Below are 25,396 nucleotides of genomic sequence, written 5' to 3'. Positions count from 1 at the left end.
TATGCTGAAATTATTCATAAGAAGACCTGTCCTAAGTACGGTGATTTCAGTAATCATCGTGGTGTTGGGGATTTTAGGGATCAGCGGGCTGCCAGTTGCCCAGTATCCCGATATTGCACCTCCTACCATTCAGGTTTCTGCTTCCTATCCGGGGGCCAATACCACAACTCTTATTAATAGTGTGGTTTTCCCACTTGAGCAGCAGATTAATGGAGTAGAAGGAATGACCTATATGACTTCTTCGGCAAGTAATACAGGTTCAGCCAGTATCAGCGTTTATTTTGCGGTGGGAGTAGATCCCAATCAGGCTGCAGTAGACGTACAGAATCGTATCAGTACGGTGCTTTCCAAGCTTCCTCAGGCCGTAACACAGGCCGGAGTTACAGTAAGAAAGCAACAGAGTAGTAACGTGCTGATATTAGGACTGTTTAGTGAACGTTCACAATATGATCAAAAGTTTTTACAGAATTATGCTGCAATCAACCTTGTTCCTCAGTTGCAAAGAGCAAAAGGAGTAGGTGGAGCTACCATATTTGGAGGAGCGATGACGTATGCTATGCGTATCTGGCTGCAACCTGATAAAATGGCAGCCTACGGATTGGTTCCGGCAGATATAACCAATGCTCTGAATGCTCAGAATTTTAATGCAGCGCCGGGAAAGATCGGAGATAATCTGGATCAGGCTTTTCAATATGATATTACTTATTCCGGAACGCTGGTTTCATTGGATCAGTTTCAGAACGTGATTGTGAAATCTATTGGTAATGGACAGTATCTTTATTTAAAGGATATTGCACGTATAGACCTTGGAACTCAGACCTATACAAGTGCCACGGCTATTAACGGTAAACCTGCAGTGGCTATTGCAATCAGCCAGACTCCGGGGTCCAATGCGCAACAGGTGATTACAGGAGCTCAGAAGGTAATGGCTGATGCTTCAAAAAACTTTCCATCAGGGATTAAAATGCTGGAATTGGTAAATATCAATAACTTCCTCAGCGAAAGTATTTCAAAAGTTCTGCATACTTTAATAGAATGTTTTTTATTAGTATTTCTGGTCATTCTTATTTTTTTGCAGGATGTTCGGTCTACCATTATCCATGGGGTTTCGGTACCGGTTTCTATTATCGGAACATTCTTCTTTCTGTATTTATTCGGATATAGCCTTAACCTTCTTACTCTGTTTGCCCTGGTATTAGCCATCGGTATTGTAGTTGATGATGCTGTAGTGGTAGTTGAAGCTGTACACAGTAAGCTGGAACATGGCTATACCTCCCCACGTAAAGCAGCTATTGATGCGATGGGAGAAATTGCACCAGCTATTATTTCTATTACTCTTGTTATGGCTTCCGTATTTCTTCCGGTAACATTTCTAGGAGGTTCAGCAGGAGTATTTTACAAGCAGTTTGGAATTACTTTAGCTGTTGCCATTATGATTTCGGCGGTAAATGCCCTTACATTAAGCCCCGCATTGGCAGCTATGTTTTTACGTGCTCCCAATCATGACGAAGAAGATAAGAAAAAAGGGTTCCTCCAAAAAATAAAGACTGGCTTTAATACCAATTACGAAAAAATAATTAATAAATATACGAAAACAGTAGGCTTTCTGATCCGAAGAAAATGGCTGACAGTTGTACTGGTTCTTTTTTTTAGCGGTCTTTTTTATGTAACGATCAAAAGCGTAGCTTCCAGTTTTGTTCCCTCAGAAGATATGGGGACTATTTTTGTGAATGTTACGCTCCCTGCTGCAGCGACTAAAGAAAGAGTACAGGCCGTTAATAATCAGATAGATCAAATAGCACATAAGATTCCTCAGATACAAGCCACAATGACTACTTTGGGGCAGAACCAGCTGGGAGGAAGCGGAAGTTCTTATGGAATGCTGATTTTAAGACTGATCCCATGGAGCCAGCGGCCAGGGGTTACGGATAAAGATGTCATACAGCAGCTTACAGAAAAAACGAAAAATATACAAGGAGCTTCTATCAACTTCATGCAGCAGCCTACTATCAGCGGTTTTGGTACAAGTGGCGGCTTTACTTTCCAGATTGAAGACAGAGGGGGGCATAGCATTGGCGATTTTTATACTGTGGCTCAGAATTTTCTCGCTGCACTTAATAAAAGAAGTGAAATTCAATATGCCGCTACCGCTTTCAATCCTAATTTTCCTCAGTACGAGGTGGATGTAAATGTTGCTAAATGTGAAGACAATGGAATACAGCCATCGGATATTCTGAATCTGATGAATGTCTATTACGGAAGTTCATACATAAGCAATTTTACGGAATTCGGGCAGCAGTATCAGATTATTCTTCAGGCTGATAATCCTTATCGCGGAACGGTAGAACAGATGAATAATATTAAGATCAGAACAAAAAGCGGAACAATGAGCCCTGTTTCAGAATATATTACGATGAAGAAAGTATATGGGCCTTCTTCCGTATCACGTTTTAATATGTATAATGCCATATCAGTCAGCGGCTCTCCCAATGCCAGTTATAGTACTGGGCAGGCTATGCAGGCTATCAATGAAGTTGCAGATCAGACGTTACCGCCCGGATATAGTTTTGAATATAGCGGAATCAGTAAGGAAGAGCAAAGTTCAGGTTCTCAGGCAGGAATTATATTTCTCTTAAGTCTTTGTTTTGTCTATCTGCTTTTGAGCGCTTTATATGAAAGTTATATTCTTCCGCTAGCAGTAATCCTGTCATTACCTGTAGGGTTAAGCGGGATTTTTGTTTTTGCTAAAGTATTCGGAATAGATAATAATATTTACGTACAGATTTGTATGGTAATGCTGATAGGCCTTTTAGCCAAAAATGCCATTCTGATGGTAGAATTCTCTTTAGAAAAAAGACATGAAGGGATGAGCTTGCTGGATAGTGCGCTTGCAGGAGCAAAGATCAGGATAAGGCCTATTTTGATGACTTCACTGGCTTTTATTTTTGGACTAATGCCCTTAATGTTCTCTACAGGTGTTGGTGCAAACGGAAATAAATCTATCGGGATAGGTTCTATCGGAGGAATGCTGTTTGGTACTTTGCTGGGAATATTTGTGATCCCCGGGCTTTATGTGATCTTCCAGGGATTACAGGAAAAGGCAGGAACTAACAAATATGATGAAAATGACGAACTGATTGTTGAAAATAAAAAATAATCCGACAGTACAGGTATGATACAATGTAAAAAAACATATTATCTTTTTATACAGGCTTCCATTCTTTCAACTGTGCTTTTCAGTTGTGATGTTACCAAGCCCTATACTAATAATCAGAAAGTTCCTGATCATTTATTCGGAGAGACCAATGCTGATTCCGGTAATAATATGGCTGTGCTTTCATGGAAAGAGATTTTTAAAGATCCTTTGCTGCAGGAGCTTATCAGTGAAGGGATAAATAATAATCTGGATTTGAAGACTGCGGCAGCCAATCTCAAGGCAGCTGAAGCTAACTTTGTTCAGAGTAAGCAGGCATTTTTACCCTCTCTTTCAGGAAATGCTTCTGCAGGGGCGTATGATCCTGCCAGTTCACAGGCTTCAGCATCTCAGGTGTATCAGCTTTATGCACTTTCATCCTGGCAGGTAGATGTCTGGGGGAAATTAAAAAGCACAAAAAGATCCATGTATGCGACTTATCTTGCAAGTGAGGCCTATCAGCAGGCAGTACAGACACAGCTTGTTGCGAATATTGCGGTGACCTACTATCAGCTGCTGGCTTATGATGAACAATTGAATATCATTCAGAAGTCTTTGGAAGTATATGCCAAAGATACAGAAACAATGAAGGTCCTGAAAAACAGTAATGTTGTGACGGGAGCTGCGGTAGTACAGAGTGCAGCAAACTACTATTCTGTAAAATCAACGGTACCTGATATAAAAAATAATATCCGTCAGGCAGAAAATACACTCTCACTTCTGCTTGGAAGAACACCGGGACCTATCAAACGGGATTCCATTTTTAATGAACAGGTGTATAGTGAATTATCTATAGGATTGCCAGCTCAGCTACTGGCTAACAGACCTGATGTAAAAGAAGCAGAATTACAGCTCCGAAGTAACTTTGAACAGATTAATGTGGCAAGAACGGCCTTTTATCCTTCATTTACAATTACAGGACAGGCGGGTCTATATGCAACGCAGCTGAACTCTTTTTTCAATGCAGGATCTTTCTTTGCCAATATTGTAGGCGGATTAGCCCAACCGATTTTTAATAACGGACTTAATAAGCAAAAATTAAAAATAGCACAAGCTAATTATGAGGCTGCTGAATACAATTACAATAAAGTTTTGTTAACCGCGGGGCAGGAGGTCTCCAATGCGCTTTACCAGTACCAGATGGTGGATGAAAAAGCGGTTTCCAGAAAAGAACAGATTGCGAATCTTGAAAAAGCGGTTTACTTCACCAAAGAGTTGCTGAAATATACCAGTGCAACCAATTATACAGATGTTCTTACCTCAGAGCAGAGCCTTTTAAGCGCCAGACAAAGTGCCGTTACAGATAAGTTGCAGCAGCTTCAGGCCGTTGTTAATCTCTATGCTGCTTTAGGAGGTGGATGGAAATAGCTTTTTAACGATAAGATATATAAAGATCAAAATTTACCAACTTTTACAACAACCAAGCTGCGAAATTTCTCAAACAGACTTCAAAAAAGATTAATATTGTATATTGATTCAGTATGTAATGGACAAATCATCACTTAACGCTTATTTTCATTCCTTATTCACTATTAAAGAGGAAGTGGTTGGAAAGATCACAGAATCCTTTAATTATTTTGAATTAAAAAACAATACTGTTCTGTTGAATAAGAAGGTCATCAGCACAAAGACCTATTTTTTGGAAAAAGGTTATGTCCGGTCTTATATCATCAATGAAGATAATGAAGAGATTACAACCAATATTTACGCTGCGCCCTGCTTCGTTAACGATTTTCTATCATTTTTCAGGCAGCAGCCAACCAAAGAAATTTATCAGACAATTACCGATTGCCACTTTTGGGAAACCGGTTTAGAGAATGTACAGCATAATTTTCATAATATTCCGGAGTTCAGGGAATTCAGCAGGCTTCTTTTTGTATTGAATTATTACAATATTCATGACAGGCTTATAGAAATGGCAAGTCAGAAAGCCTCAACACGGTATGCGAATCTGATGAAAAAAGACCCGAACATCTTTCAGCATGTGCCGTTGAAAATAATTGCTTCTTATCTTGGAATAAAAGACAGCTCACTGAGCCGGATTCGCAGAGATATTCATAAAATCTGATTTCTTTTCATTTGTCAAGTGATATTTCGGAGGTTGTCATTGATATTTGCTAAAAATAATTTCATGAATAAAAAACATATAGTTGTCATTGGATTAGGAGGGGTAGGCGGTTACTTTGGTTTTAAAATCAATCAGACCAATGAAGCGTCCGGGAAATATATCGTTTCATTTGTAGCACGTGGCGAAACCTATAAAAAAGTGAAAGAAAATGGATTGGTTCTTTTATCTTCTGAACATTCCAATACCCAGACTCATCCGAATGCCGTTATTGAAAACATCAGTGATATCCAAAATCCTGATCTGGTGCTGATCTGTGTAAAAGAATATGATCTTGAAAATGTCTGCAAGCAATTATTACCAGTCATTAATAAAGAAACGGTATTACTTCCGATGATGAACGGAGCAGATATCTACGACAGGATAAGAAAAATAATTCCGGATCATATTATTCTCCCAACCTGTATTTATGTGGCTTCTCATATTAAAGAAAGAGGAATCGTAGAGCATAAAGGAAAAACAGGTAAAATCATTGCAGGAAGAGATCCTCTGCATTTTTCTGCAGATGTGAACTGGGTCATAGATCTGTTAAGGGAAAGCAAAATTGATTTTGATTTTAAAGATGATTCTTTAACGGATATCTGGACAAAATTTACATTTATTGCCAGTTTCGGATTGGTTACAGCAAAACACAATTCATCAATGGGTGCGGTTTGTAATAATGAAGTGCAGAAAAATGAAGCTTCGGAAATCATGAAAGAAATTAAGCAGATCGCCGATAAAAAGGGAATTCATTTGCAGGACGACATCATTGATGCAACTTTTGAAAAAGCTTCCGGATTTCCTTTTGAAACTCCAACCTCTTTACAGCTTGATGTCCATTCAGGGAAAAAAGATAATGAGCTGGAATTGTTTGCAGGTGCAATTTTAAAATATGGCGCGAAACTCAACATTGATACCCCTTTTACTCAAAAGATCTATGCTGAGATCAAAGAGAAATAATCTTGTAATAGTTCATATACATATATAATTAGGGCGGGTTTTAACCCGCCTTAATTGAAATTAAATATAAAATAAAGAAATTTTTTAGAAACCTTGATACTTTCAGTTTAGCCTTAAAACTCACGGTCCCGATCTCTGATGGTTCTGAATTTTGTTTTAAAGAATGTATCCGCTTTGGTATTAAACTCATCCGTATAAACAATCAAAGTACTGTGTCCGGAATTAGGTAAGATCCAAAGATTAGCCTTCGGAATATTTCTGAAAATCTCCAGTGTATGTTCCGGTTTTATAACGTCATAATCTCCTCCGATAACAAGAACAGGAACTTTTATATTCCGCAAATCTTTTGGGGCTATATTAGGTTGCTCACTCAATAATCTTTTATATTTGAGAACCATATAATCCAGATCTGTTTTGTCTTTCTTGGCGGCAAACTGCTCTTTAAATTTTGTATAATTGGTACTTACTCTTTTAAAGACATCAGATTGTACGGCAGTAGAATCTGGTCTTAAATTGGCTCCCGTAACAATAAGTTTTTTTACTTTTTCCGGGTGTCTCATGCTCAGCAAAAGTCCGTTAATTCCTCCGTCGCTCCAGCCAATCACAAAAGCAGAATCTATTTTCATCTTCTGAAGCAGTTCAGCATAATCATCAGCCATCATTTCATATGTAAGAGCATCTCCCTTATCTATTGATTTTCCGTGTGCTCTGCTATCAGCAACAATGACTTTATAATTCTTTGAAAAAAATGGAATCTGTTTGGAAAAATCAACAATCGAACCACCATTTCCATGGATGAGAAGCAGTGGCTGCCCCTGACCATAAGTTTCACAATACATTTTGATTCCGTTAACGTCATAATATTTTCCGGCTTTTAGATTATTTCCATAGCTGGAATGTTCTAAAAGCTGTTCATATTCTTTTTTGAGTGCTGGAACATTAGTCTGAGCTAATAATAAAGCAGGCAGCAAAGCAAGAAAAAACAATATCGGTTTCATGATTTATAGTTTGTTTAATTTGTTGATGCCCAATTAGTAGAAAAATATTGTACTCTTGTTACAAAATGAATTGAATAGCTATAACATCGAAAAAAATTATGCACCATGCATGAATTTTTGCCGGTCAAATAACACTTCATCAGTTTCCCGGTGATCAGGATCATCAATGCAGCAGTCTACAGGGCAAACAGCCTTACATTGAGGCTCTTCATGGAAACCTTTACATTCCGTACATTTTCCGGAAACAATATAATATACATCATCTGAAACCGCCTGATTGTATGTATCAGCGTCTGCCTCAGATCCATCCGGAAACGTTATATGACCTGAAAGTTTTGTCTTGTCTTTCCAGCGCCAGTCGATGGCACCTTCGTAAATGGCTGAATTGGGGCACTCCGGCTCGCAGGCCCCGCAGTTGATACAGGCATCTGTTATTTTTATAGCCATATCTTATAGGTTTAGGTTGTTTTAAAAGGGGATTTTTCAACATTTTGCAGTTTGGAAATCCCCGCTAAACTTAATTAAAACAGTTCAGTACTGTTCCTTTGAGAAATAGCAGCATAAACTGTGCTATTTTATATTTTTGGAAGATCAATCTGCAGCAATTTTTACGGCAAGTCCATCCATATTAGCTGTGAGGTGAATCTGGCAGGCTAATCTGCTGGTTATATCAGAGTTGAAGAGTTCAGATAGAAGAGCTTCTTCAATATCATTCTTTTCAGGTAAGGGAATCGTTTCATTCAGTACAAAACAATGACAGGTAGCACACATGGCCATTCCTCCGCACATTGCTTCCATAGGCAGTTCGTATGCTTTACATATGTCTTTCAGCGTAAGCCCCATTTCCAGAGGGCACAATAAAATATGTTGAATACCGCTCTGATCCGTTACAGTGATGGTAATTTCGTTTTTCATAATCATTAATCAATGGTGGTTACTACCTGCTTTTCTGCTTGTTTCTTTGTTCCGTCAAAACCTTCAATACCACTTACGGTTGTGTATTTCAAAACAAATTTTTTATTAGGATTGAGGCGCTGATAGATGCTTTGACAGGCAATTGCCGCTTCATGGAAACCACAAAGGATCAGTTTCATTTTATAGGGATAAGTATTGATATCACCTACGGCATATATCCCTGGAATATTGGTCTGGAAATCTTTACTGTTATCTACTTTTATAGCATTTTTTTCCAATTCAAGCCCCCATTCGGTAAGAGGACCGAGTTTAGGAACCAATCCGAATAGAGGAATGAAATAATCCGTTTCGATAGTTTGAATAACTCCTTCCTTTTCAACAGCTATTTCTTTTAAATGACTATCACCTTTTACACCAATTACCTCTGCAGGAGTAATCAGGTTGATTTTTCCCTGCTGTTTTAATTTTTTTACTTTTTCAACAGAATCCAATGCTCCTCTGAATTCATTTCTTCTGTGAATCAGAGTAAGGGAAGACGCAATTTCAGCAAGATGAATCGTCCAGTCCAGTGCAGAATCGCCGCCGCCGGCAATAACTACGCGTTTTCCAGTATAATCTTCAGGATGTTTGACAAAATAATTAACTCCATGATCTTCATAATCTGAGATGTTTTCAATAGGCGGTTTTTTAGGCTCAAAACTTCCAAGACCTCCGGCAATAATAACTGCTTTGGCGCGATGCCTGGTCCCTTTATCGGTAATCACTTCAAAAAGATTTTCTTCAAGTTTAAACAAGTGTACTGCAGTTTCATTAAAAGTGAAACCTGGTTCAAACTGTTTGATCTGTTCATACAGATTATCAATAAGCTCTCCGGCCAGTACACTCGGGAAACCCGGAATGTCAAAAATGGGCTTCTTGGGATATAACTCCGATAACTGGCCTCCCATTTGTGGCAATGCATCAATAATGTGGCACCGCATTTTGAGAAGGCCGGCTTCAAATACCGTAAATAACCCTGCAGGGCCGGCACCAATGATCAGTATATCTGTTTCTGTCATGTTATGATTGATTTATAATCGTTTTTTCTATTTTCTTTGTTGTTGCAATGCTGATAAGCTGATCAAACTTACCTGAATAGAGTATGGAAATTTCTTTTGTATTCTCGGTGTCAAATAATGAAGATCTTACAATAGGAACGCTGAATGGTAAAGGCCATGCCCGTAATGATTTGGCAATCGCATCCATCGCATTGATTCCCTGCATGGCTTGTAAACCATCTGCCCAGCAAACCAGACCTACGGTTTTATCAGTCAGATAGGGTTCATAGCGGTTAGCGGTTACTTCAAGCCAGTCCAGACAGTTTTTCATTACTCCCGGAATGCTTCCGTGGTAAAGCGGGGCCAGCCAGATATGCAGGTCGGCATCCGTAAACATCTGTGTCATTCGTTCTACAGCCAAGGGTGTTTTGGTAAGCGTAACATCAAATAGCGGGATTCCGGAATCAGCAAGGGTAAAAATATCAGTTTGAATTCCCAGCCTTTTCAGGCGTTCTGAAAAATAATCTGAAATACATCCTGAAGTAGATTCCGCTCTTCTTTCCAGAGATCCGTTGAATATAATTGCTTTCATGTTGTTTTAATTTTTAAAAATTACTTTTGGCAGTCCTATTTCTCCATACATCAGACTCTTGACGAGAGGTTTCAGAAGTCCTGCAGCGAGTAAATAAAGTGCAGGATCATGATGGGTGCTTGCCCGTACCACCACTTTCTGATTTTTATAATGTCGGAGATCCGCATAGATAAGGCGGCGTTTCCAAAGATCGAGCAGTACAGCTTCACCATTGTTCAGATCAGCATAGGAAGCATAGGGAGCCAGTTTTTCCATGATGAGCATATACGCCCAGGGAGGTATGATAGCATCCGTAGAACAAATGATTCCCACTGCTTTTTCATTGTATACAGAAAAATCCACAGCAGCAATCGATTCTTTAAATTCTTTCTCCTTTACAATCATTCCCATAAAAAGATGATCTTTGATATCCAGCTCTACCACTTCTGTAGTGGGTTTATAATCTGACAGATCAAGAGCAATAATTCCTGAAGCTTCTGCTTTATTGATGAATATTTTCTGATTCATAACTGTTTTTTTTAACGGGTAATGATTATCTTATTTTTGAAAGTGCTTCTTCATATTTTCTTTCTACAGCAGACCAGTCGAGCACAGACCAGAATGAATCAAGGTAATCTGCTCTCTTGTTTTGATAGTTTAAATAATATGCATGTTCCCATACATCAATCCCAAGGATAGGAAAACCTCTGTTCATAGAAAGAACATCCATCATCGGATTATCCTGATTAGGAGTGGAACTTATTGCCAGAGAACCATTGAATTTTACAGATAGCCACACCCATCCGGAGCCGAATTGAGCAAGACCGGTTTTTTTCATTTCTGCTTTAAGATTTTCAAGACTTTCGAAAGTAGATTGTATTGCATCACCAAGTTTTCCTTCAGGGTTGAATTTGGGTTGAGGAGAAAGGATTTCCCAAAATAACGAATGGTTGTAATGACCTCCTCCGTTATTTCTTACAGCAGGACTGTATTCGCTTACTCTCTGTAGTAATGAATCCAGATCAGGATTGGTTTCATTGGTTTGTTCTAATGCCGCATTGAGATTGTCAACATATGCCTGATGATGACGCTGATGATGAATAGTCATTGTTTCTTTACCAATAAAAGGTTCCAGAGCATCATAAGCATAAGAGAGTTGAGGTAATGTAAATGGTTTCATTGTATTTATTTTTTTGATTAATGTGTAGCAAAGGTAATAATATATTTGAATAAAACAACTTTTAGGTTGTTTTATAGGTTGTGAAGTTTTGAAATTTAAAATGTTGTGAATCTTTCATTTAAGCTTTATTTTTCAGGATTATAGAAAATTACTATATTTGTTGTTGAAAAATAAAACAACCTAAATATTGTCAAATGAAGAAGCCGGCTGCAGATCGTATTCTGATGTTCTTAAAGATGAGAGGAGAAGCTACTTCACTTCTTATTGCCGAAGAATTGAGTATTACGAAAGAAGGTGCCAGAAAACATTTACTGAATCTTGCGCAGGAAGGGCTGATTGAATCTTCTGTAAAAAGTGAAGGAGTAGGCCGCCCGTCTACCTACTATATTCTTACAGAAAAGGGATTGGCTCAGTTTCCGGATACCCATGCCGATGTAACCGTTCAGCTTTTGAAATCGGTGAAAAATCTTTTAGGTGAAAATGCGTTGAACCTGTTAATCAGTGACCGGGAAAGAAATACCCATGAGCGGTATGAAAAAGTTCTTTCCAAGGCAAAATCTTTGGAACAGCGCCTTGAATCTTTAGCCAAAGTCCGTAGTGAAGAAGGATATATGGCTGAATGGAAAAAAGAAGGTGAGGAATATTTTCTCATTGAAAATCATTGCCCGATCTGTGCCGCAGCTATAGAATGTCAGGGATTCTGCCGTGCCGAATTATCCAATTTTCAATCACTCATAGGCAAGGAATATACAGTGGAAAGAGTAGATCACATTATTTCCGGAGGACAGCGCTGTATTTATAAGATCAGTCACTAATTTATCTTCATTATTTATAATTCATCATTAATAACATGGCTTTAAAAGCAGTAATATTTGATATGGATGGAGTTCTTGTGGATTCAGAAGGATTCTGGGCTCAGGCAGAGCTGGATGTGTTTTCGTCATACGGAGTACAGGTTACAGAAGATCTGGCTGCACAAACCAAATACATGACTACTAAGGAGGTTACGGAATTCTGGTATGAAAAGTTTCCTTGGGATAATCTGGATGTCCCTTCTGTAGAGCATAAAGTAGTAACAAGAGTGATAGAGATGATACAGATGGAAGATTGTACCATGGCTGGTATTCAGGAGTTCATCAGACATCTTAAAAATAAGGAATATAAAATAGGGCTGGCTACCAATGCACCATTACGGGTGGCAAATGCGGTGCTGGAAAAACTTGAGATACGAGATCTGTTTGACACGGTCAATTCATCGGAATCTGAAGAACAGGGAAAACCACACCCTGCTGTATATCTTACTTCAGCAAAAGAATTAGGAATCTCTCCTGAATACTGTATTGCCATTGAGGACAGTCATTCCGGGTTAAAGGCCGCCAAAGCAGCAGGAATGAAGACCATTGTTTTTACCAATAATGATGAAAGCATAGACTTTGATATTGCTGATTTTAAAATCTTTAATTTTAATACAGAATATTTGGCAGTGTTTAATGGAGAATAGTGAATCCGCTTCGCTGTGAATTGATTAAATTATCCATCATTGGCCATTGACTGCACAGCAAATTAACTATTCACATAAAAATCAATACTTCGTTAACATCTCCATCAATATCAATATAGAAATCAGTTTCTTAGACGACTGATACTCCGGATTTAGCTGCTCCCGGATTTCTCCCAGTGCTTTACTTAGTTTATTACTTACCGTTTTATTGCTTATTCCAAGGGCTTCTGCGGTTTCGTTCACAGACATATTCTGCCGGATTCTCATATCATAAACCTGTTGCTCCGTAGAGGGAAGTTGTGATACCACCTGATCAATCATCGAGAGTAGAGAAGAAATCTCATTTTCTTCAAGAATTTCAAAATATTCAGTATCCGCTATTTCAATTTCTGCGGGGATGTCAAATTCATCAATGCTCAGCGTAGGAGGCGCTTTTTTATAACTGTTATAAAAATCGATGATGCGGTAATGGAGATGGCGGAGAAGATAACCTCTTGCACTTTCGGAATCATCAGTCTGTATCACATCTGTATTTTCCAGGATCTTTATCCAAAGGTTCTGAAGGATTTCTTCAGCCACTTCCTTGTCGCGTGTACGTACAAAAACAAATCGGTATAGACTATCCCAGTAACGGTCATACAGCAGCATAAATGCAGGGCGGTCTCCTGATTTTATTTTCTTTAATAATATATAGTCTGTTGGGCTCATATGGTGACAACAAAATTACCTAAAGGAAAATTAACTTTTTGTGAACTTTGGGGATAGTTAGATTAAATATTTCTAAAAAATAGGGGTTAAATGAGAAGGAAATGTTTAGTAAATGTGAAAAACGATTAAAATTATTAACAATTTGATCGGAATATGAATATAACGTTAAGAATGCCCCGGGGAAGTTTTTCATTTTCAAAGTCTTATAGATAGAAGCATCTGTGAATGCGATGAAAGACTCTATGAAAAAACATTGGACATATAAAAATATCGAAGCTTTTGTTTTCAGGCTTTGGGAACGGGAAGTTTCAGAGGATCAAATTTCCGAAAAGGAAATGGAATTATTGAAAGAATGGAAACATCATGCGGAAAAAGATCTTGACACCCGCCATATAAGAGAATCCAAAGAAAGGATTTTGTTTGGGCTGGAGCATTATTTTTCATCTCCGGATATTGGGAGTGCAAAAAGAGTGAGGAAACATACATATAAAATTGCAGCGGCAATTATTCTGTTCTTATCATTAGGAAGCTTTTTCACTTACACTATATTCTTTAAACCTGATGTTTATTTTGCAGAATCAGCAAGCAGGATTGTTCATCTGAAAGACGGATCTGTTGTAACTCTTTTGCCTGGGGGTGAGCTTACAGTAGCAAAATCATTTCCGGCATCAACCAGAGTTGTAGATTTAAAAGGAGATGCTGTATTTTCCGTAGCAAAATCAAAAGAGCACCCTTTCATTGTTCATGCAGATGGTTTCAGCACCAGAGTATTGGGAACCGTATTTAAGATTTCACAATCCGGAAAGAAAAAGTCCGTTGATCTTTATGAAGGTAAGGTTGCCGTTTCTTCACCTGGTGTTCCGGTTTCTTATCTTAAGCCTCATCAGGAATGGACCAATTTCGGGATCGCCCGTACTACAGCTGTCATTTCATTTACTCCCGGAAAAACATCTGTGAAGGATGTTCCGTCAGTATTGTCTTTAAGTTTTAATGATGTTCCGTTGAAAGAAGTTGTTGCCGTTCTGGAAAGCAGCTACAATACAAAAGTTTATTACCCGAAAGAATCCGAAGATAAAAAGATCACCGCAGACTTTACGGGAGGAACAGTGGGAGAAAATATTGAATCATTAGCCTTCATCTTGGGACTGGAGGTGCAGAAAAAAGAAAACACCTATACCCTTAAGAAATAAGATCATCATCAAAAAAAATTAATAATCATAATCAAGAGAACACTTTAAGTATGAAAAGTTTGAAATGTGGGATTACCATAGCAGCCTTATTTTTTACTGTAGCCGCAGAAGCGCAGGAGCTGGTCCAGAAAGTATCATTTTCCGTACCTGCAAGCAGACCGTTAATTGAAGTTTTGGAAGAATTTGCCGGGAAAACAGGAATGCGTCTGGCATATTCAAAAGTAGATATCAAAGAGCTGAAAGTAAAAGGGGTGAAATGCGAAAATACAACCATCAATAACTGCCTGAAAGATATTACCAGCGGGCTTCCGGTGATATTCCGTCTGCATGGTGATCTTATTTCAATAAAATATGAACGCTCCACAGCTTCAATACCGGGAAATGGCCGTATTTCCGGGAAAATAGTTGATGAGGTAGGAAATCCTGTCATTGGAGCAGAGGTGAGTATTGCCGGTAAAATTTCAGTGACGGATAATAATGGTGATTTCACCGTAGATCTTCCCTCAGGAACATACAACCTTACCATCAAGGCACCAAAATATAATACATTACGAGTTGAAAAATTGTCCGTAATCAATAAAGAAACAAATACGGTTTCGTTTGCACTGAACAAAGCCTCGGATAAAATTACGGATATTAAGGAAGTGGTAATTACTGCAGCCCGTAAAGCAGATACACAGGCAGGATTACTGGCTCAGCAGAAGAAAGCAGCACAAATGAGCGACGGTATTTCTGCAGAGCAGATCTCCAAAACACCGGACAGCGATGTGGGAGGAACGTTGAAAAGAGTAACCGGGATCACCACAATTGATAACAAATATGTGGTTGTAAGATCAATGGGAGAACGATGGAACACCGCAGCTATGGACGGAATCAACCTTCCAAGTACGGAAGCTTATAATCAGAACTTCTCGTTTGATATCATTCCTACAGCCATGGTGGAAAGTGTAGTAGTAAGTAAAACGGCAACACCGGACATGAATGCCAGCTTTGCGGGAGGCTATGTGGAAGTAAGAACGAAAGATATTCCCAATGAAAACTTCACGACGGTAACCATGGGAACTTCTTACAATGACCAATCTGCATTTAAAGAATTTCTGACCCGCAAGCGGGGAAAGTATGATTACTTCGGATATGATGACGGTACCAGGGATTTTCCCAAAGGGCTTGAACCGATGAACTGGACGGATCCGAGGTTTTTTGAACAGTCCAGACAATTTACCAATGACAATTTCAGTACTTATAAAACGAAAGGGGATATGGGATCCAATATACAGCTTGCATTGGGAAGAACATATGCGCTTAAAAACAATAATAAGTGGGGATTTGCCGGGGCATTCGTAATCAGAAACGAACAGAATAAATTGGATATTGACCATACTGGAAGGGGGAATTGGCTGGATACTACAGGAATGCCTGATGCTAACGGACAGATTCCGTTTTATAATTTCAAAAACAGCGGAGCCTCCTACAATTATAACTCAACGCTGGCAGGAATGCTGAATTTCGGTCTGCAGCTTGGAAAAAACAGGATCTCCTTCCGTAATTCCTATACTCATATTTTTGATAATACATTAACAAGGGTAACAGGATGGAATGAATATTCAACCGGTAGCGGAATGGCCGCGAATGCAGAATTAGCTTATAATTATTTTTATAATGGTATCATTCCCAATAATGATCCGGCTCAGATCAAAAATCTGGACAGACCGTATACGGACAACACCAATTATCCTATTTTTCAGACTCTTTTACAGAATAAGCTTGAAGGAAGTCATAAAATCGGAAATGCAGAGATCAACTGGTTTGCAGCCCGCACAGGGGTTGCTTCCGATACCAAAGATTATACACAATATATCACCCGTTATGATTTTATCGGGAATGAGATTTTAACTTTTCACAAGATTTATAATTCCGGAGCAGATTTTTATAGAGGATATATTGAAAACAGGGAGACGGATTATAATTACGGAGCCTCTGTAAAATGGGATATGGATGCCGGAAGCTTTAAGAATGCTATTAAAGTGGGATATGCCGGTGCTACCAAAAACAATACCAATCAACAGCAGAAGTTTTTCCTCAGGGTTGATGAAAACCGGGACGTTCCAAACAGTGAAAAGAACTATTTAACGATGTATGGTTCTCTTGCTGAATGGTTTAATGGCTCTCATTATGTTCCGGGTGGTATTGGATGGGAAACACGGGCACTGTATAAAAATGATAAATACGAAGGAGAAGTAGATCAGCACGCTGTTTATGTTATGTTTGACAATCGTTGGAATAATAAATTAAGACTTGTCTGGGGACTTCGGGCCGAATATTTTAAATACAATATGATTTCCCAGCAGCTGGATCCCAGTGATTCCAAATATATTACAAGAACGGCAATAGATGATAAGCCGTGGCAGTGGATGCCTTCCGTAAATTTTACATACAGTCCTACCAATAAGATTAATCTGAGGCTGGCGTATAATAAGTCCGTAATTCGGCCGCAATTTAATGAAAGAACGGGATTGCCTTATTTCGATCCTATCGCCAACGGGTTGATCTATAACACCGAAATGACTTCCTCAGTCATTAATAATTATGATTTTAAATTCGAATGGTTTCCAGGTCTGGGAGAAATATTTTCCGCAGGTCTTTATTACAAAAATATCGACAGACCTATTGAACGCGAAGGACATATTTCCAGTGAAGGAAACCTGTTTCTGTATAACGGAAATTCAAAAAATGCAAAATTAATAGGAGTAGAAGCAGAAGTCAGAAAAAACTTAGGATTTATAGCTGACGGAACTTTCCTTGAAAAGCTCTTCATAAGCGGAAACTTTACTTATAATCATACGAAAGTAGTAGCCTTTAAAGACTTGTATAAAACAGGTGACAATGATGAAACGTATGAAGTAAACCGTCCATTGTACGGGCAGACTCCCTATGCCTATAACCTTGGGCTGATTTATGACGGAGACCGTTTGGGGCTGAGTTTTTTATATAACGCCAAAGGAGATCAGTACATCACGGTTGGATATGCCTACAAAGGGGAAGAAATACAACGTCCTTATGCAGTGGCAGACGCTCAGATCTCCTATAAATTCCTTAGAAATAAAAATTTTGAAGTGAAATTCAATGTGAGAAACCTCTTCAACAGGGTAAAGGAATATTACAATAATTTCAATTCTTATCTGGCTGCTAAAGATGGAGGCGGAAGTAATGTGGGGACTGAACGGGAAGCGTGGGGACTTCTTCCGGGGGCTACCGACAGATATGATAAAAATATAGACAAAATTATGTTCCGTGCATATAGCGGGAGAATGTTCAGCGTAAGCGTGAATTATACTTTTTAAGCAAGAAAAAGAGCTCATGATATAGCAGCGTACAGGTTTCGGTAACCTGATCAGAGACCGGATAAATACTGTTAAGGCGCACAACAGTACCGATTCAGAAAAAACCGGACGTTAAATGCTTTTCCCAGGCATTAACGGAGCCAAGTGGGAACTTCGGCAATACAGCTCCTCCTGTAATGACTGATGATTATTAAAAACCAAATCGAAGGAATAGAGAGGCAGCTATTCCTGAATATTAAAAAACTGATCTGGTATAAAAATATAATACGACCGGATTTTATTAAAAATTATAACAATGAAAAAACTAACTCTAATTGCAGCGGCAGCATTATCTCTTACAGCTTGTCAACACGATCAACTGGCAGATTCATCAACTCCGTTTGAAATGAAGTCTACTTCTGCTGAATACCTTACAGCTTCTTCGCTTCCGGTAACCAGCGTAAGCGGTGCTATTACTTCCAATACGACATGGAGTGGTGTTGTAGAAATAGATGGAGTTGTAACCGTAAAAGATGGTGCTACCCTAACAATCCAGCCGGGAACTTTCATTAAAGCAAAACCAAACACTACTAATACAGCTACAGGAGTTTTGGTGATCGCTAAAACAGGAAAAATCAACGCAGCAGGAACAGAAGCTCAGCCTATTATCTTCACCAGCTATAAATTATTAGATGGAAATGAGGATACAACTGCTGCTCCTGGTGATTTCGGTGGTGTGATCATGCTAGGAGATGCTCCTACCAATACTCCTTTCACAAAAACAATTGAAGGATTAACAGGTTCTGATTTCTACTACGGAGGTACAAACCCTTCTCATAACGGTGGAACATTGAAATATGTACGTATCGAATTTGCAGGATACGACCTTTTGGCACCGAATTCTGGAAACGAGATCAACGGTCTTACTTTAGGAGGAGTTGGAAACGGAACTACTTTAGATCACATTCAGGTATCTTACGGTAAAGATGACTCTTTCGAATTCTTCGGAGGTACCGTAAACGCTTCTAACCTTGTATCTTTCGCTGCGGATGATGATAACTTCGATTTCGATAACGGATATACAGGAACAATCACTTGTGCTCTTGCTTTGGCAGATTACAATTCTACACACAGTCTTAGCGGATCTAGCCCGGATTCTAACGGTATTGAACTTGACAACAACGCAGACGGTTCTTCTACATCTTTATTAACTCACCCTGTGATCAACAACCTTACTATTATCGGGGCTAAAAACTCTACACAAGGTGCAATGTATGAAAACGGTATTCATATCAGAAGACATGGTAGATTAACATTAAATAATGCTGTAGTTACAGGATACCCTGTGGGAATCAGAGTAGAAGGAACAGGTTCTGAACTTTCTTCAGCTTCAGCATACAGTACAATCCAGATCCATGGGTTTACAACTTCAGTTACAGGTACTGGTACATCAGGAATTCCTGCAGCTAACTTATTAACTGGTACTCCTGCATCTCTTTGGGGTATGAGCCAGCCATTCTTCAACGAAGGAAGCTGGAATGTATCTCCAAGAAACTGTGGAAACTTCCAGGGACTTTGGACAAAATACAATTTCTCAATTGTAGAATAAAAAACTTTAAAAAGCAGGGAACGGCATATGCTGATTCCTTGCTTTTACTCCTTAAAAATCTAAATAATCATTGTTATGAAAAAAATAATTTTATCATCTGTTCTGTTTTTATCTCATCTGGCTATAGCTCAGTCTTTAGTATGGAGCAATTCTTTTGATACTCCTGCAGATCTTCAGGGTTGGACTTTCCATGATCTGAACAGTAATAGCAACGGATGGATTCAGGGGCAGAACATTTACCATAACGGAACTTCTCTGGTGTACGGAACAACAGGGGTTCTTCGTCATTCCATAAGCCTTGTGCCTACGGGAAATGCTACGGGGTTTGCTGCAGAAAATGACTGGATCATCTCTCCTCAGATTGATCTGACGGGTGTTGCGGGAACGATTACTTTAGCGGCCTACATCGGAAGACAGAGAGCTTCTCATATTATTGTGGGCAGAGATCTTTATATTTATGTAAGTTCTCCTCAGAAAGAAGTGCCTGCATTATCAGACTTCCAGGCAATGACGGTAGATGGAGGAGGAAATGATATTCCGAGCCTTTATAAAATACAGGTGGGAGATACAGCCAATCCGTTTCCTTCAGATCTTACTCAATTTGTAGAAGCTCTTGTAGATCTTTCCGCTTTTGCCGGTAAAAAGATTTATATCGGAATGTGGTCTAACAGAAAAACTAACGGAAATAATGTCCAAAATATCAATATTGATGAAATGGCCATTTATGCTACTTCATTCTTAGGAACGAAAGACACAAAAAAACAAAAAACTTTAACACAGATAGCCGAAAATCCGGTAAAAGAATCTTTACAGCTACAGCTTAATCCGGTATTGAAAGAAAACATGACGGTGGTTGCCATTTATAACACAGCAGGCCAAAAAGTACTCAGCACGTCCTATTCCAGATCTGTTAATGTATCAGGATTAGCTGCAGGAGCTTATATTGTAGAAGTTACCGATGGAAAAATTACAGAGCAGTTGAAATTTATTAAGAAATAATCAGTTTTCCCCTTAAAAACTGATCTTTAGAAAACACCAAGGCATTTTAAATAGACAATAATGGATAACATTTTGAAAGAGAGTTATCCAGAACATATCCAACTAGTTTTTTTATAATTATGTATTGCCCTGCACATAGGGTAGGGCAATATTTTTAAGTTTAAAAATGATATAACCGAATAAGAAAGATGAATAAGATCTTTACATTACTATTATTGACCCTATTGTTTTCCTGCACAGACAACACTGTAATGGAAGCATATGATAAAGTACAGAAACCCGGAGAAGTAAATATCAAAGGATATTCAAAACCTGACGCACTTCAGCTGAGGTTCAACGGGGTGCCTGTATCCATTGACGGTAAAACGTCATACACCAATAAAATAGAAACTCAGATTCAGTTTGTACTGGATCAGGGAGAAACCAACAAGCTGGGAATCTATAACAATGAAACCGGAACTGAAGTAGCAAAATACAATATTACCTACGATAATATAAACGATTATAAAAACCTGTATTTCTTTAATCTTCCGGGGATATTTCTGCAGACTTATGCCGTAAAACCACAGGTAAACCTTGGAAAAGTAGGCTTTGAATTTATTTTTCCGAATCTGGGTGAATATTCAGGGTCTTCCTTAAAAGGAGTAAAAGGTATTTTGAAAAGAGAAAATGGAGTAGTGCTGGCAGAATTCGACAATATCGGAAAAGACAGCTTTACACCGGTAAAAATCTATAACTTTTTCAGCTCAACGGCTCCCGTGTACCTGGAATTGTATAAACCGGCAACTACAGAACCTTATATCGGGTCCGAGATCATTAAGATATCAATAAAACAGCACATAGGGGCCAATATGATCGTTCTCCAGGAAACAATGGAAAATGGAAAATGGGTAGTGAAAGGAGATATTGACATCGCAGAATATCTGTAATTTAAGTATGAAAAATTTTTTAAAGCTTCAGTTCATCGTATTCATTGCTTTTCTCGTTTCTTGCGCGAATAATGATGAAAATCCTCCTGTTTTTCCGGAAGGAAGCACAGAATCCGTGAATCTTTGGGTACAGGATAGCATGAAACGGTATTATTATTGGGCAGATCAGATGCCTGCCAAGCCGGATTACCGCCTTCCTGTAAAAGATTTTTTTAAAAGTCTTTTGTCTTCCCAGGATAGATTTTCGTTTATCGTTAATACGGATGATCCCTCCAGTTATCCCAGATCCATAAGAAATATGTACGGATTTGACTATACCATTGTGCAGCTTGCCAATGGGGAAGTGGTTACTGTGGTTAAGCTTGTTCTTCAAAATTCTCCTGCATTCAATGCCGGCCTGGAAAGAGGAATGATCCTGACCAAAATCAACGGAAAAACTTTAACCGCAGCTAATGCAGAAGTACTTGCATCAACGATAAAAGATCAGACCGTTATAGACCTTACCGTAGGGAAATGGAAAAACGGAGCCGTTGCAGATGAAAAGAATATTACCGTATACTATGGATATTCTTTTGAACAGCCGGTTTTATCTAAAATATTTGAAAAAAACGGGAAGAAGATCGGTTATCTGTATATCTATGATTTCCCGGATGGTATGACAACTGTACTTTATCAGAAATTTGCAGAATTTAAAACCGCTGGAGTACAGGAACTGATCCTGGATCTTCGCTACAATTACGGTGGTTCCGTATCTTCAGCTGCTGCATTGTGTTCATTGATTCCTTCGGGCATTTCGTCCGGTTCACCCTTTATTATTTTTAAAGGAAATAAAAACGGAGGTGAGGTAAAAAGAACATTTGCCCAACAGATCGCTTATGATCCGAAAGCGCTTGATTTCAATACTTTGCATGCGAATGCATTAAGCTTAGCCAAGGTGTATATTCTTACCTCAAACAGTACAGCTTCCGCTGCGGAAATAGTGATCAACAATTTAAAACCTTATCTACAGGTCATCCAGATCGGAGATACTACGCTTGGAAAAGATATGGCCGGATTTACCATCGAAGATAAACGAAAGCCGAAGAAAATCTCATGGCAGATTCATCCGGTTGTTTATAAGGTGTTTAATACCAATGGTGTAGGGGGATATAGTGCAGGAATCTCACCACAGGTTTATGTTAATGAATATGCTGCATTGCCATTACAACCTTTGGGAGATGCTGATGAAACCCTTATTTCGGCTGTCCTCAACGGATCTTATTTTAAAACAGCGAATACGGATATTAAGATCCTGTATCAGAGTGATGTACCATCGGCTGCTATGGGGAGATAATCGGGTGACAATGAAAAAAGCATACACATTTAAACCATTGATATTATAAATTAAATAAAAACTTCATTTTGTTCATTTGCTTTAAAAACAGTTAAAAATTAAAAATCATGCAGGGAATAGAACCAAAACTTCACATGAATCTAACCAGCCGTATCGAATATTACCGATTGTTAATAGAAGCTGCAGAAGATCCTGAAAGCCGGTCTTCCGATATTGTACCTGAGGTTTCAGAATTGAGAGAGCTGTATGAAGATTATTTGCTGAATAAAAAGAACCTTGAGCAAAGTATCAGGAATTACAGGGAATATCATGATAATTTAAGAAAAAGGCTGACAGTCAGACTTCGGGAGCTTAGAAGAAAAGCAAGGCAGAAATGATTTGCAGACTTTAAGATTTAATAAGTCATTAAAAAATAGTGAGCCGAAGACTTGTAGTGAACTAAAGGCAACGCCGTTTCTCGCATATTCTATCACAAAATTCATACATTTATAACATCAAGTTGATGACTGATATCTTTTATGAATTTTAATGAGGCAACACTTTCCGGATATTTAGATCTATTCTGGCATTTTTCATGGCCACAGTGGATTATATTCAGTCTTATAATTAATATTTTTTTATATTTTTTTTCCATCGGATTATACCTGTTCATTGATAATACATGCCGTAAAAAGACTTTACAGGAAAATAATCACCCGATTTCTCAATCTGATTTTTATTTAAGTCTCATGACCGTCATTTGTAACAGCTTTGTAATGCTGGCAGGTGTCTTTTTATGGAAAAGCGGATGGATTGTATTGGGTGAGCATCAGTCAGTAGTTGGAATCATTGCAGAAGTGATTGCGCTGCTCTTTTTGATGGATCTTTTAATGTATTTCTTTCACTATGCGGCTCATTTACCTTTAATCTATAAAGTTCTTCACGGGAAACATCACGAGCACATAAGTACTAATTTTCTAAGTCTATTCGTCTTGCATCCTTTTGAAACCATTGGTTTCGGATTGATGATGCTTGCTTTGCTGCTCTGCTATAATTTTTCCGTTATTTCAATTTCAATATACCTTTTGGTGAATCTTATCTGGGGAACAATAGGGCATTTGAACAGGGAGTTTTTTCCGGCTTCATTTGACCGTTTCTTCGTTGGGACTACCAGATTCCATAACCAGCATCATTTGGAGGGAAATAGAAACTTTGGCTTTTATACTTCTATCTGGGACAGAGTGTTTAGAACTTATAAATAAGAAGAGAGGCGGATAGCTTTGGAATTTGAAATAGTTGATATAAGCAGGCCGTATATTTTTCCAACGCAAAGCTCATCATAAAAATGGATCATTAAAGAGAGCGAAGAGTTGCGGCTTTGCCGCTGAATAAGCTTGAGGATAAAGAGTTGGCTTCATCCATCGATTTATAATCGATTCATTCTTAGCTTCCTTGAAATATAGGTCAATATAAAATCTGCTTTGCGTTTAAGAAGAACTTATTCTGTTCTATATTTTCCAACGCAAAGCTCATCATAAAAATGGATCATTAAAGAGAGCGAAGAATTGCGGCTTTGCCGCTGAATAAGCTTGAGGATAAAGAGTTCGCTTCATCCATCGATTTATAATCGATTCATTCTTAGCTTCCTTGAAGTATAGCTCAATATAAAATCTGCTTTGCGTTTAAGAAGAACTTATTCTGTTCTATATTTTCCAACGCAAAGCTCATCATAAAAATGGATCATTAAAGGGAGCAAAGAGTTGCGGCTTTGCCGCTGAATAAGCTTGAGGATAAAGAGTTGGCTTCATCCATCGATTTATAATCAATTCATTCTTAACTTCCTTGAAATATGCTCAAAATAAAATCTGCTTTGCGTTTAAGAAGAACTTATTCTGTTCTATATTTTCCAACGCAAAGCTCATCATAAAAATGGATCATTAAAGAGAGCGAAGAGTTGCGGCTTTGCCGCTGAATAAGCTTGAGGATAAAGAGTTGGCTTCATCCATCGATTTATAATCGATTCATTCTTAGCTTCCTTGAAATATAGGTCAATATAAAATCTGCTTTGCGTTTAAGAAGAACTTATTCTGTTCTATATTTTCCAACGCAAAGCTCATCATAAAAATGGATCATTAAAGAGAGCGAAGAATTGCGGCTTTGCCGCTGAATAAGCTTGAGGATAAAGAGTTCGCTTCATCCATCGATTTATAATCGATTCATTCTTAGCTTCCTTGAAGTATAGCTCAATATAAAATCTGCTTTGCGTTTAAGAAGAACTTATTCTGTTCTATATTTTCCAACGCAAAGCTCATCATAAAAATGGATCATTAAAGAGAGCAAAGAGTTGCGGATTTGTCACTGAATAAGCATGAAAATAAACGGTTGGCTTCATCCATCGATTTATAATCGATTCATTCTTAGCTTCCTTGAAATATAGGTCAATATAAAATCTGCTTTGCGTTTAAGAAGAACTTATTCTGTTCTATATTTTCCAACGCAAAGTTCATCATAAAATTGATCATTAAAGGGAGCAAAGAGTTGCGGCTTTGTCACTGAATAAGCATGAAAATAAACGGTTGGCTTCATCCATCGATTTATAATCGATTCATTCTTAGCTTCCTTGAAGTATAGCTCAATATAAAATCTGCTTTGCGTTTAAGAAGAACTTATTCTGTTCTATATTTTCCAACGCAAAGTTCATCATAAAATTGATCATTAAAGGGAGCAAAGAGTTGCGGCGTTGTCACTGAATAAGCATGAAAATAAACGGTTGGCTTCATCCATCGATTTATAATCGATTCATTCTTAGCTTCCTTGAAGTATAGCTCAATATAAAATCTGCTTTGCGTTTAAGAAGAACTTATTCT

Annotated in this window: 22 protein-coding genes; 14 read left to right on the top strand and 8 right to left on the bottom strand. The window is 38.3% G+C overall.

Features of this window, described 5'->3' with window-relative positions:
* Window position 1: 1 nt before the first annotated feature.
* From F3J23_RS12270 to F3J23_RS12255, 4 genes are all read left to right on the top strand, one after another.
* Entirely contained in the window at window positions 2–3,157 is a 3,156-nt protein-coding gene (locus tag F3J23_RS12270; protein WP_167029105.1) for an efflux RND transporter permease subunit, read from the top strand.
* Between the two features lie 15 nt (window positions 3,158–3,172).
* Window positions 3,173–4,561 (top strand): efflux transporter outer membrane subunit, encoded by a 1,389-nt coding sequence (locus tag F3J23_RS12265; RefSeq protein ID WP_167029103.1) that lies wholly within the window; start codon window positions 3,173–3,175, stop codon window positions 4,559–4,561.
* A gap of 118 nt (window positions 4,562–4,679) precedes the next feature.
* The gene (locus F3J23_RS12260; RefSeq protein ID WP_167029100.1) at window positions 4,680–5,261 is read left to right on the top strand and encodes a Crp/Fnr family transcriptional regulator; all 582 of its coding nucleotides are present in this window, start codon (window positions 4,680–4,682) and stop codon (window positions 5,259–5,261) included.
* Window positions 5,262–5,324: 63 nt separating this feature from the next.
* Window positions 5,325–6,260 (top strand): ketopantoate reductase family protein, encoded by a 936-nt coding sequence (locus F3J23_RS12255; protein ID WP_167029097.1) that lies wholly within the window; start codon window positions 5,325–5,327, stop codon window positions 6,258–6,260.
* Between the two features lie 113 nt (window positions 6,261–6,373).
* Here the strand turns inward: F3J23_RS12255 and F3J23_RS12250 are convergent, their stop codons facing one another.
* The 7 genes from F3J23_RS12250 to F3J23_RS12220 all read right to left on the bottom strand — a co-directional run bounded on the left by F3J23_RS12250 (window position 6,374) and on the right by F3J23_RS12220 (window position 10,961).
* A complete protein-coding gene (locus F3J23_RS12250; RefSeq protein ID WP_167029094.1) occupies window positions 6,374–7,258 on the bottom strand; it encodes an alpha/beta fold hydrolase in 885 nt (294 codons plus the stop codon).
* 96 nt (window positions 7,259–7,354) lie between these two features.
* The gene (locus F3J23_RS12245) at window positions 7,355–7,705 is read right to left on the bottom strand and encodes a 4Fe-4S dicluster domain-containing protein (protein WP_167029091.1); all 351 of its coding nucleotides are present in this window, start codon (window positions 7,703–7,705) and stop codon (window positions 7,355–7,357) included.
* A gap of 144 nt (window positions 7,706–7,849) precedes the next feature.
* Entirely contained in the window at window positions 7,850–8,173 is a 324-nt protein-coding gene (locus F3J23_RS12240; RefSeq protein ID WP_167029088.1) for a 2Fe-2S iron-sulfur cluster-binding protein, read from the bottom strand.
* Window positions 8,174–8,178: 5 nt separating this feature from the next.
* Window positions 8,179–9,231, bottom strand: a complete 1,053-nt coding sequence (locus F3J23_RS12235; RefSeq protein WP_167029086.1) for an NAD(P)/FAD-dependent oxidoreductase — start codon at window positions 9,229–9,231, stop codon at window positions 8,179–8,181.
* Between the two features lies 1 nt (window position 9,232).
* On the bottom strand, window positions 9,233–9,802 hold the full coding sequence (locus F3J23_RS12230; RefSeq protein WP_167029083.1) for an NADPH-dependent FMN reductase: 570 nt from the start codon (window positions 9,800–9,802) through the stop codon (window positions 9,233–9,235).
* Between the two features lie 6 nt (window positions 9,803–9,808).
* Window positions 9,809–10,309 (bottom strand): DUF2480 family protein, encoded by a 501-nt coding sequence (locus F3J23_RS12225; protein ID WP_167029080.1) that lies wholly within the window; start codon window positions 10,307–10,309, stop codon window positions 9,809–9,811.
* Between the two features lie 25 nt (window positions 10,310–10,334).
* Window positions 10,335–10,961 (bottom strand): superoxide dismutase, encoded by a 627-nt coding sequence (locus tag F3J23_RS12220; RefSeq protein ID WP_167029077.1) that lies wholly within the window; start codon window positions 10,959–10,961, stop codon window positions 10,335–10,337.
* Window positions 10,962–11,155: 194 nt separating this feature from the next.
* Between F3J23_RS12220 and F3J23_RS12215 the strand changes: the two genes are divergently transcribed.
* Complete coding sequence (locus tag F3J23_RS12215; RefSeq protein WP_167029074.1) at window positions 11,156–11,776, top strand: helix-turn-helix transcriptional regulator; 621 nt, start codon at window positions 11,156–11,158, stop codon at window positions 11,774–11,776.
* Window positions 11,777–11,811: 35 nt separating this feature from the next.
* The gene (gene hxpB, locus F3J23_RS12210) at window positions 11,812–12,462 is read left to right on the top strand and encodes a hexitol phosphatase HxpB (protein WP_167029071.1); all 651 of its coding nucleotides are present in this window, start codon (window positions 11,812–11,814) and stop codon (window positions 12,460–12,462) included.
* Between the two features lie 81 nt (window positions 12,463–12,543).
* On the opposite strand, the gene F3J23_RS12205 is transcribed toward hxpB, so the two are convergent.
* Entirely contained in the window at window positions 12,544–13,170 is a 627-nt protein-coding gene (locus tag F3J23_RS12205) for an RNA polymerase sigma factor (protein WP_167029068.1), read from the bottom strand.
* 242 nt (window positions 13,171–13,412) lie between these two features.
* Here F3J23_RS12205 and F3J23_RS12200 point away from each other — a divergent pair, with 242 nt between their 5' ends.
* The 8 genes from F3J23_RS12200 to F3J23_RS12165 all read left to right on the top strand — a co-directional run bounded on the left by F3J23_RS12200 (window position 13,413) and on the right by F3J23_RS12165 (window position 23,791).
* Entirely contained in the window at window positions 13,413–14,360 is a 948-nt protein-coding gene (locus tag F3J23_RS12200; protein ID WP_228455331.1) for a FecR family protein, read from the top strand.
* Between the two features lie 50 nt (window positions 14,361–14,410).
* The gene (locus F3J23_RS12195; protein WP_167029063.1) at window positions 14,411–17,701 is read left to right on the top strand and encodes a TonB-dependent receptor; all 3,291 of its coding nucleotides are present in this window, start codon (window positions 14,411–14,413) and stop codon (window positions 17,699–17,701) included.
* A gap of 295 nt (window positions 17,702–17,996) precedes the next feature.
* Window positions 17,997–19,289 carry a hypothetical protein gene (locus tag F3J23_RS12190; protein WP_167029060.1) on the top strand — a complete coding sequence of 431 codons (1,293 nt, stop codon included), beginning with the start codon at window positions 17,997–17,999 and terminating at the stop codon, window positions 19,287–19,289.
* 75 nt (window positions 19,290–19,364) lie between these two features.
* Complete coding sequence (locus F3J23_RS12185) at window positions 19,365–20,288, top strand: T9SS-dependent choice-of-anchor J family protein (RefSeq protein WP_167029057.1); 924 nt, start codon at window positions 19,365–19,367, stop codon at window positions 20,286–20,288.
* 188 nt (window positions 20,289–20,476) lie between these two features.
* The gene (locus F3J23_RS12180; protein WP_228455330.1) at window positions 20,477–21,217 is read left to right on the top strand and encodes a hypothetical protein; all 741 of its coding nucleotides are present in this window, start codon (window positions 20,477–20,479) and stop codon (window positions 21,215–21,217) included.
* A gap of 7 nt (window positions 21,218–21,224) precedes the next feature.
* A complete protein-coding gene (locus tag F3J23_RS12175) occupies window positions 21,225–22,550 on the top strand; it encodes a S41 family peptidase (protein WP_167029054.1) in 1,326 nt (441 codons plus the stop codon).
* A gap of 107 nt (window positions 22,551–22,657) precedes the next feature.
* Window positions 22,658–22,927, top strand: a complete 270-nt coding sequence (locus F3J23_RS12170; protein ID WP_167029051.1) for a hypothetical protein — start codon at window positions 22,658–22,660, stop codon at window positions 22,925–22,927.
* Window positions 22,928–23,278: 351 nt separating this feature from the next.
* Entirely contained in the window at window positions 23,279–23,791 is a 513-nt protein-coding gene (locus F3J23_RS12165) for a sterol desaturase family protein (protein WP_228455329.1), read from the top strand.
* Window positions 23,792–25,396: the final 1,605 nt, after the last annotated feature.

The sequence above is a fragment of the Chryseobacterium sp. Tr-659 genome (assembly GCF_011752975.1).
GTDB lineage: Bacteria > Bacteroidota > Bacteroidia > Flavobacteriales > Weeksellaceae > Chryseobacterium.
The sequence above is the reverse complement of the archived record's forward strand: the minus strand, read 5'-3'. Positions and strand labels throughout refer to the sequence as shown.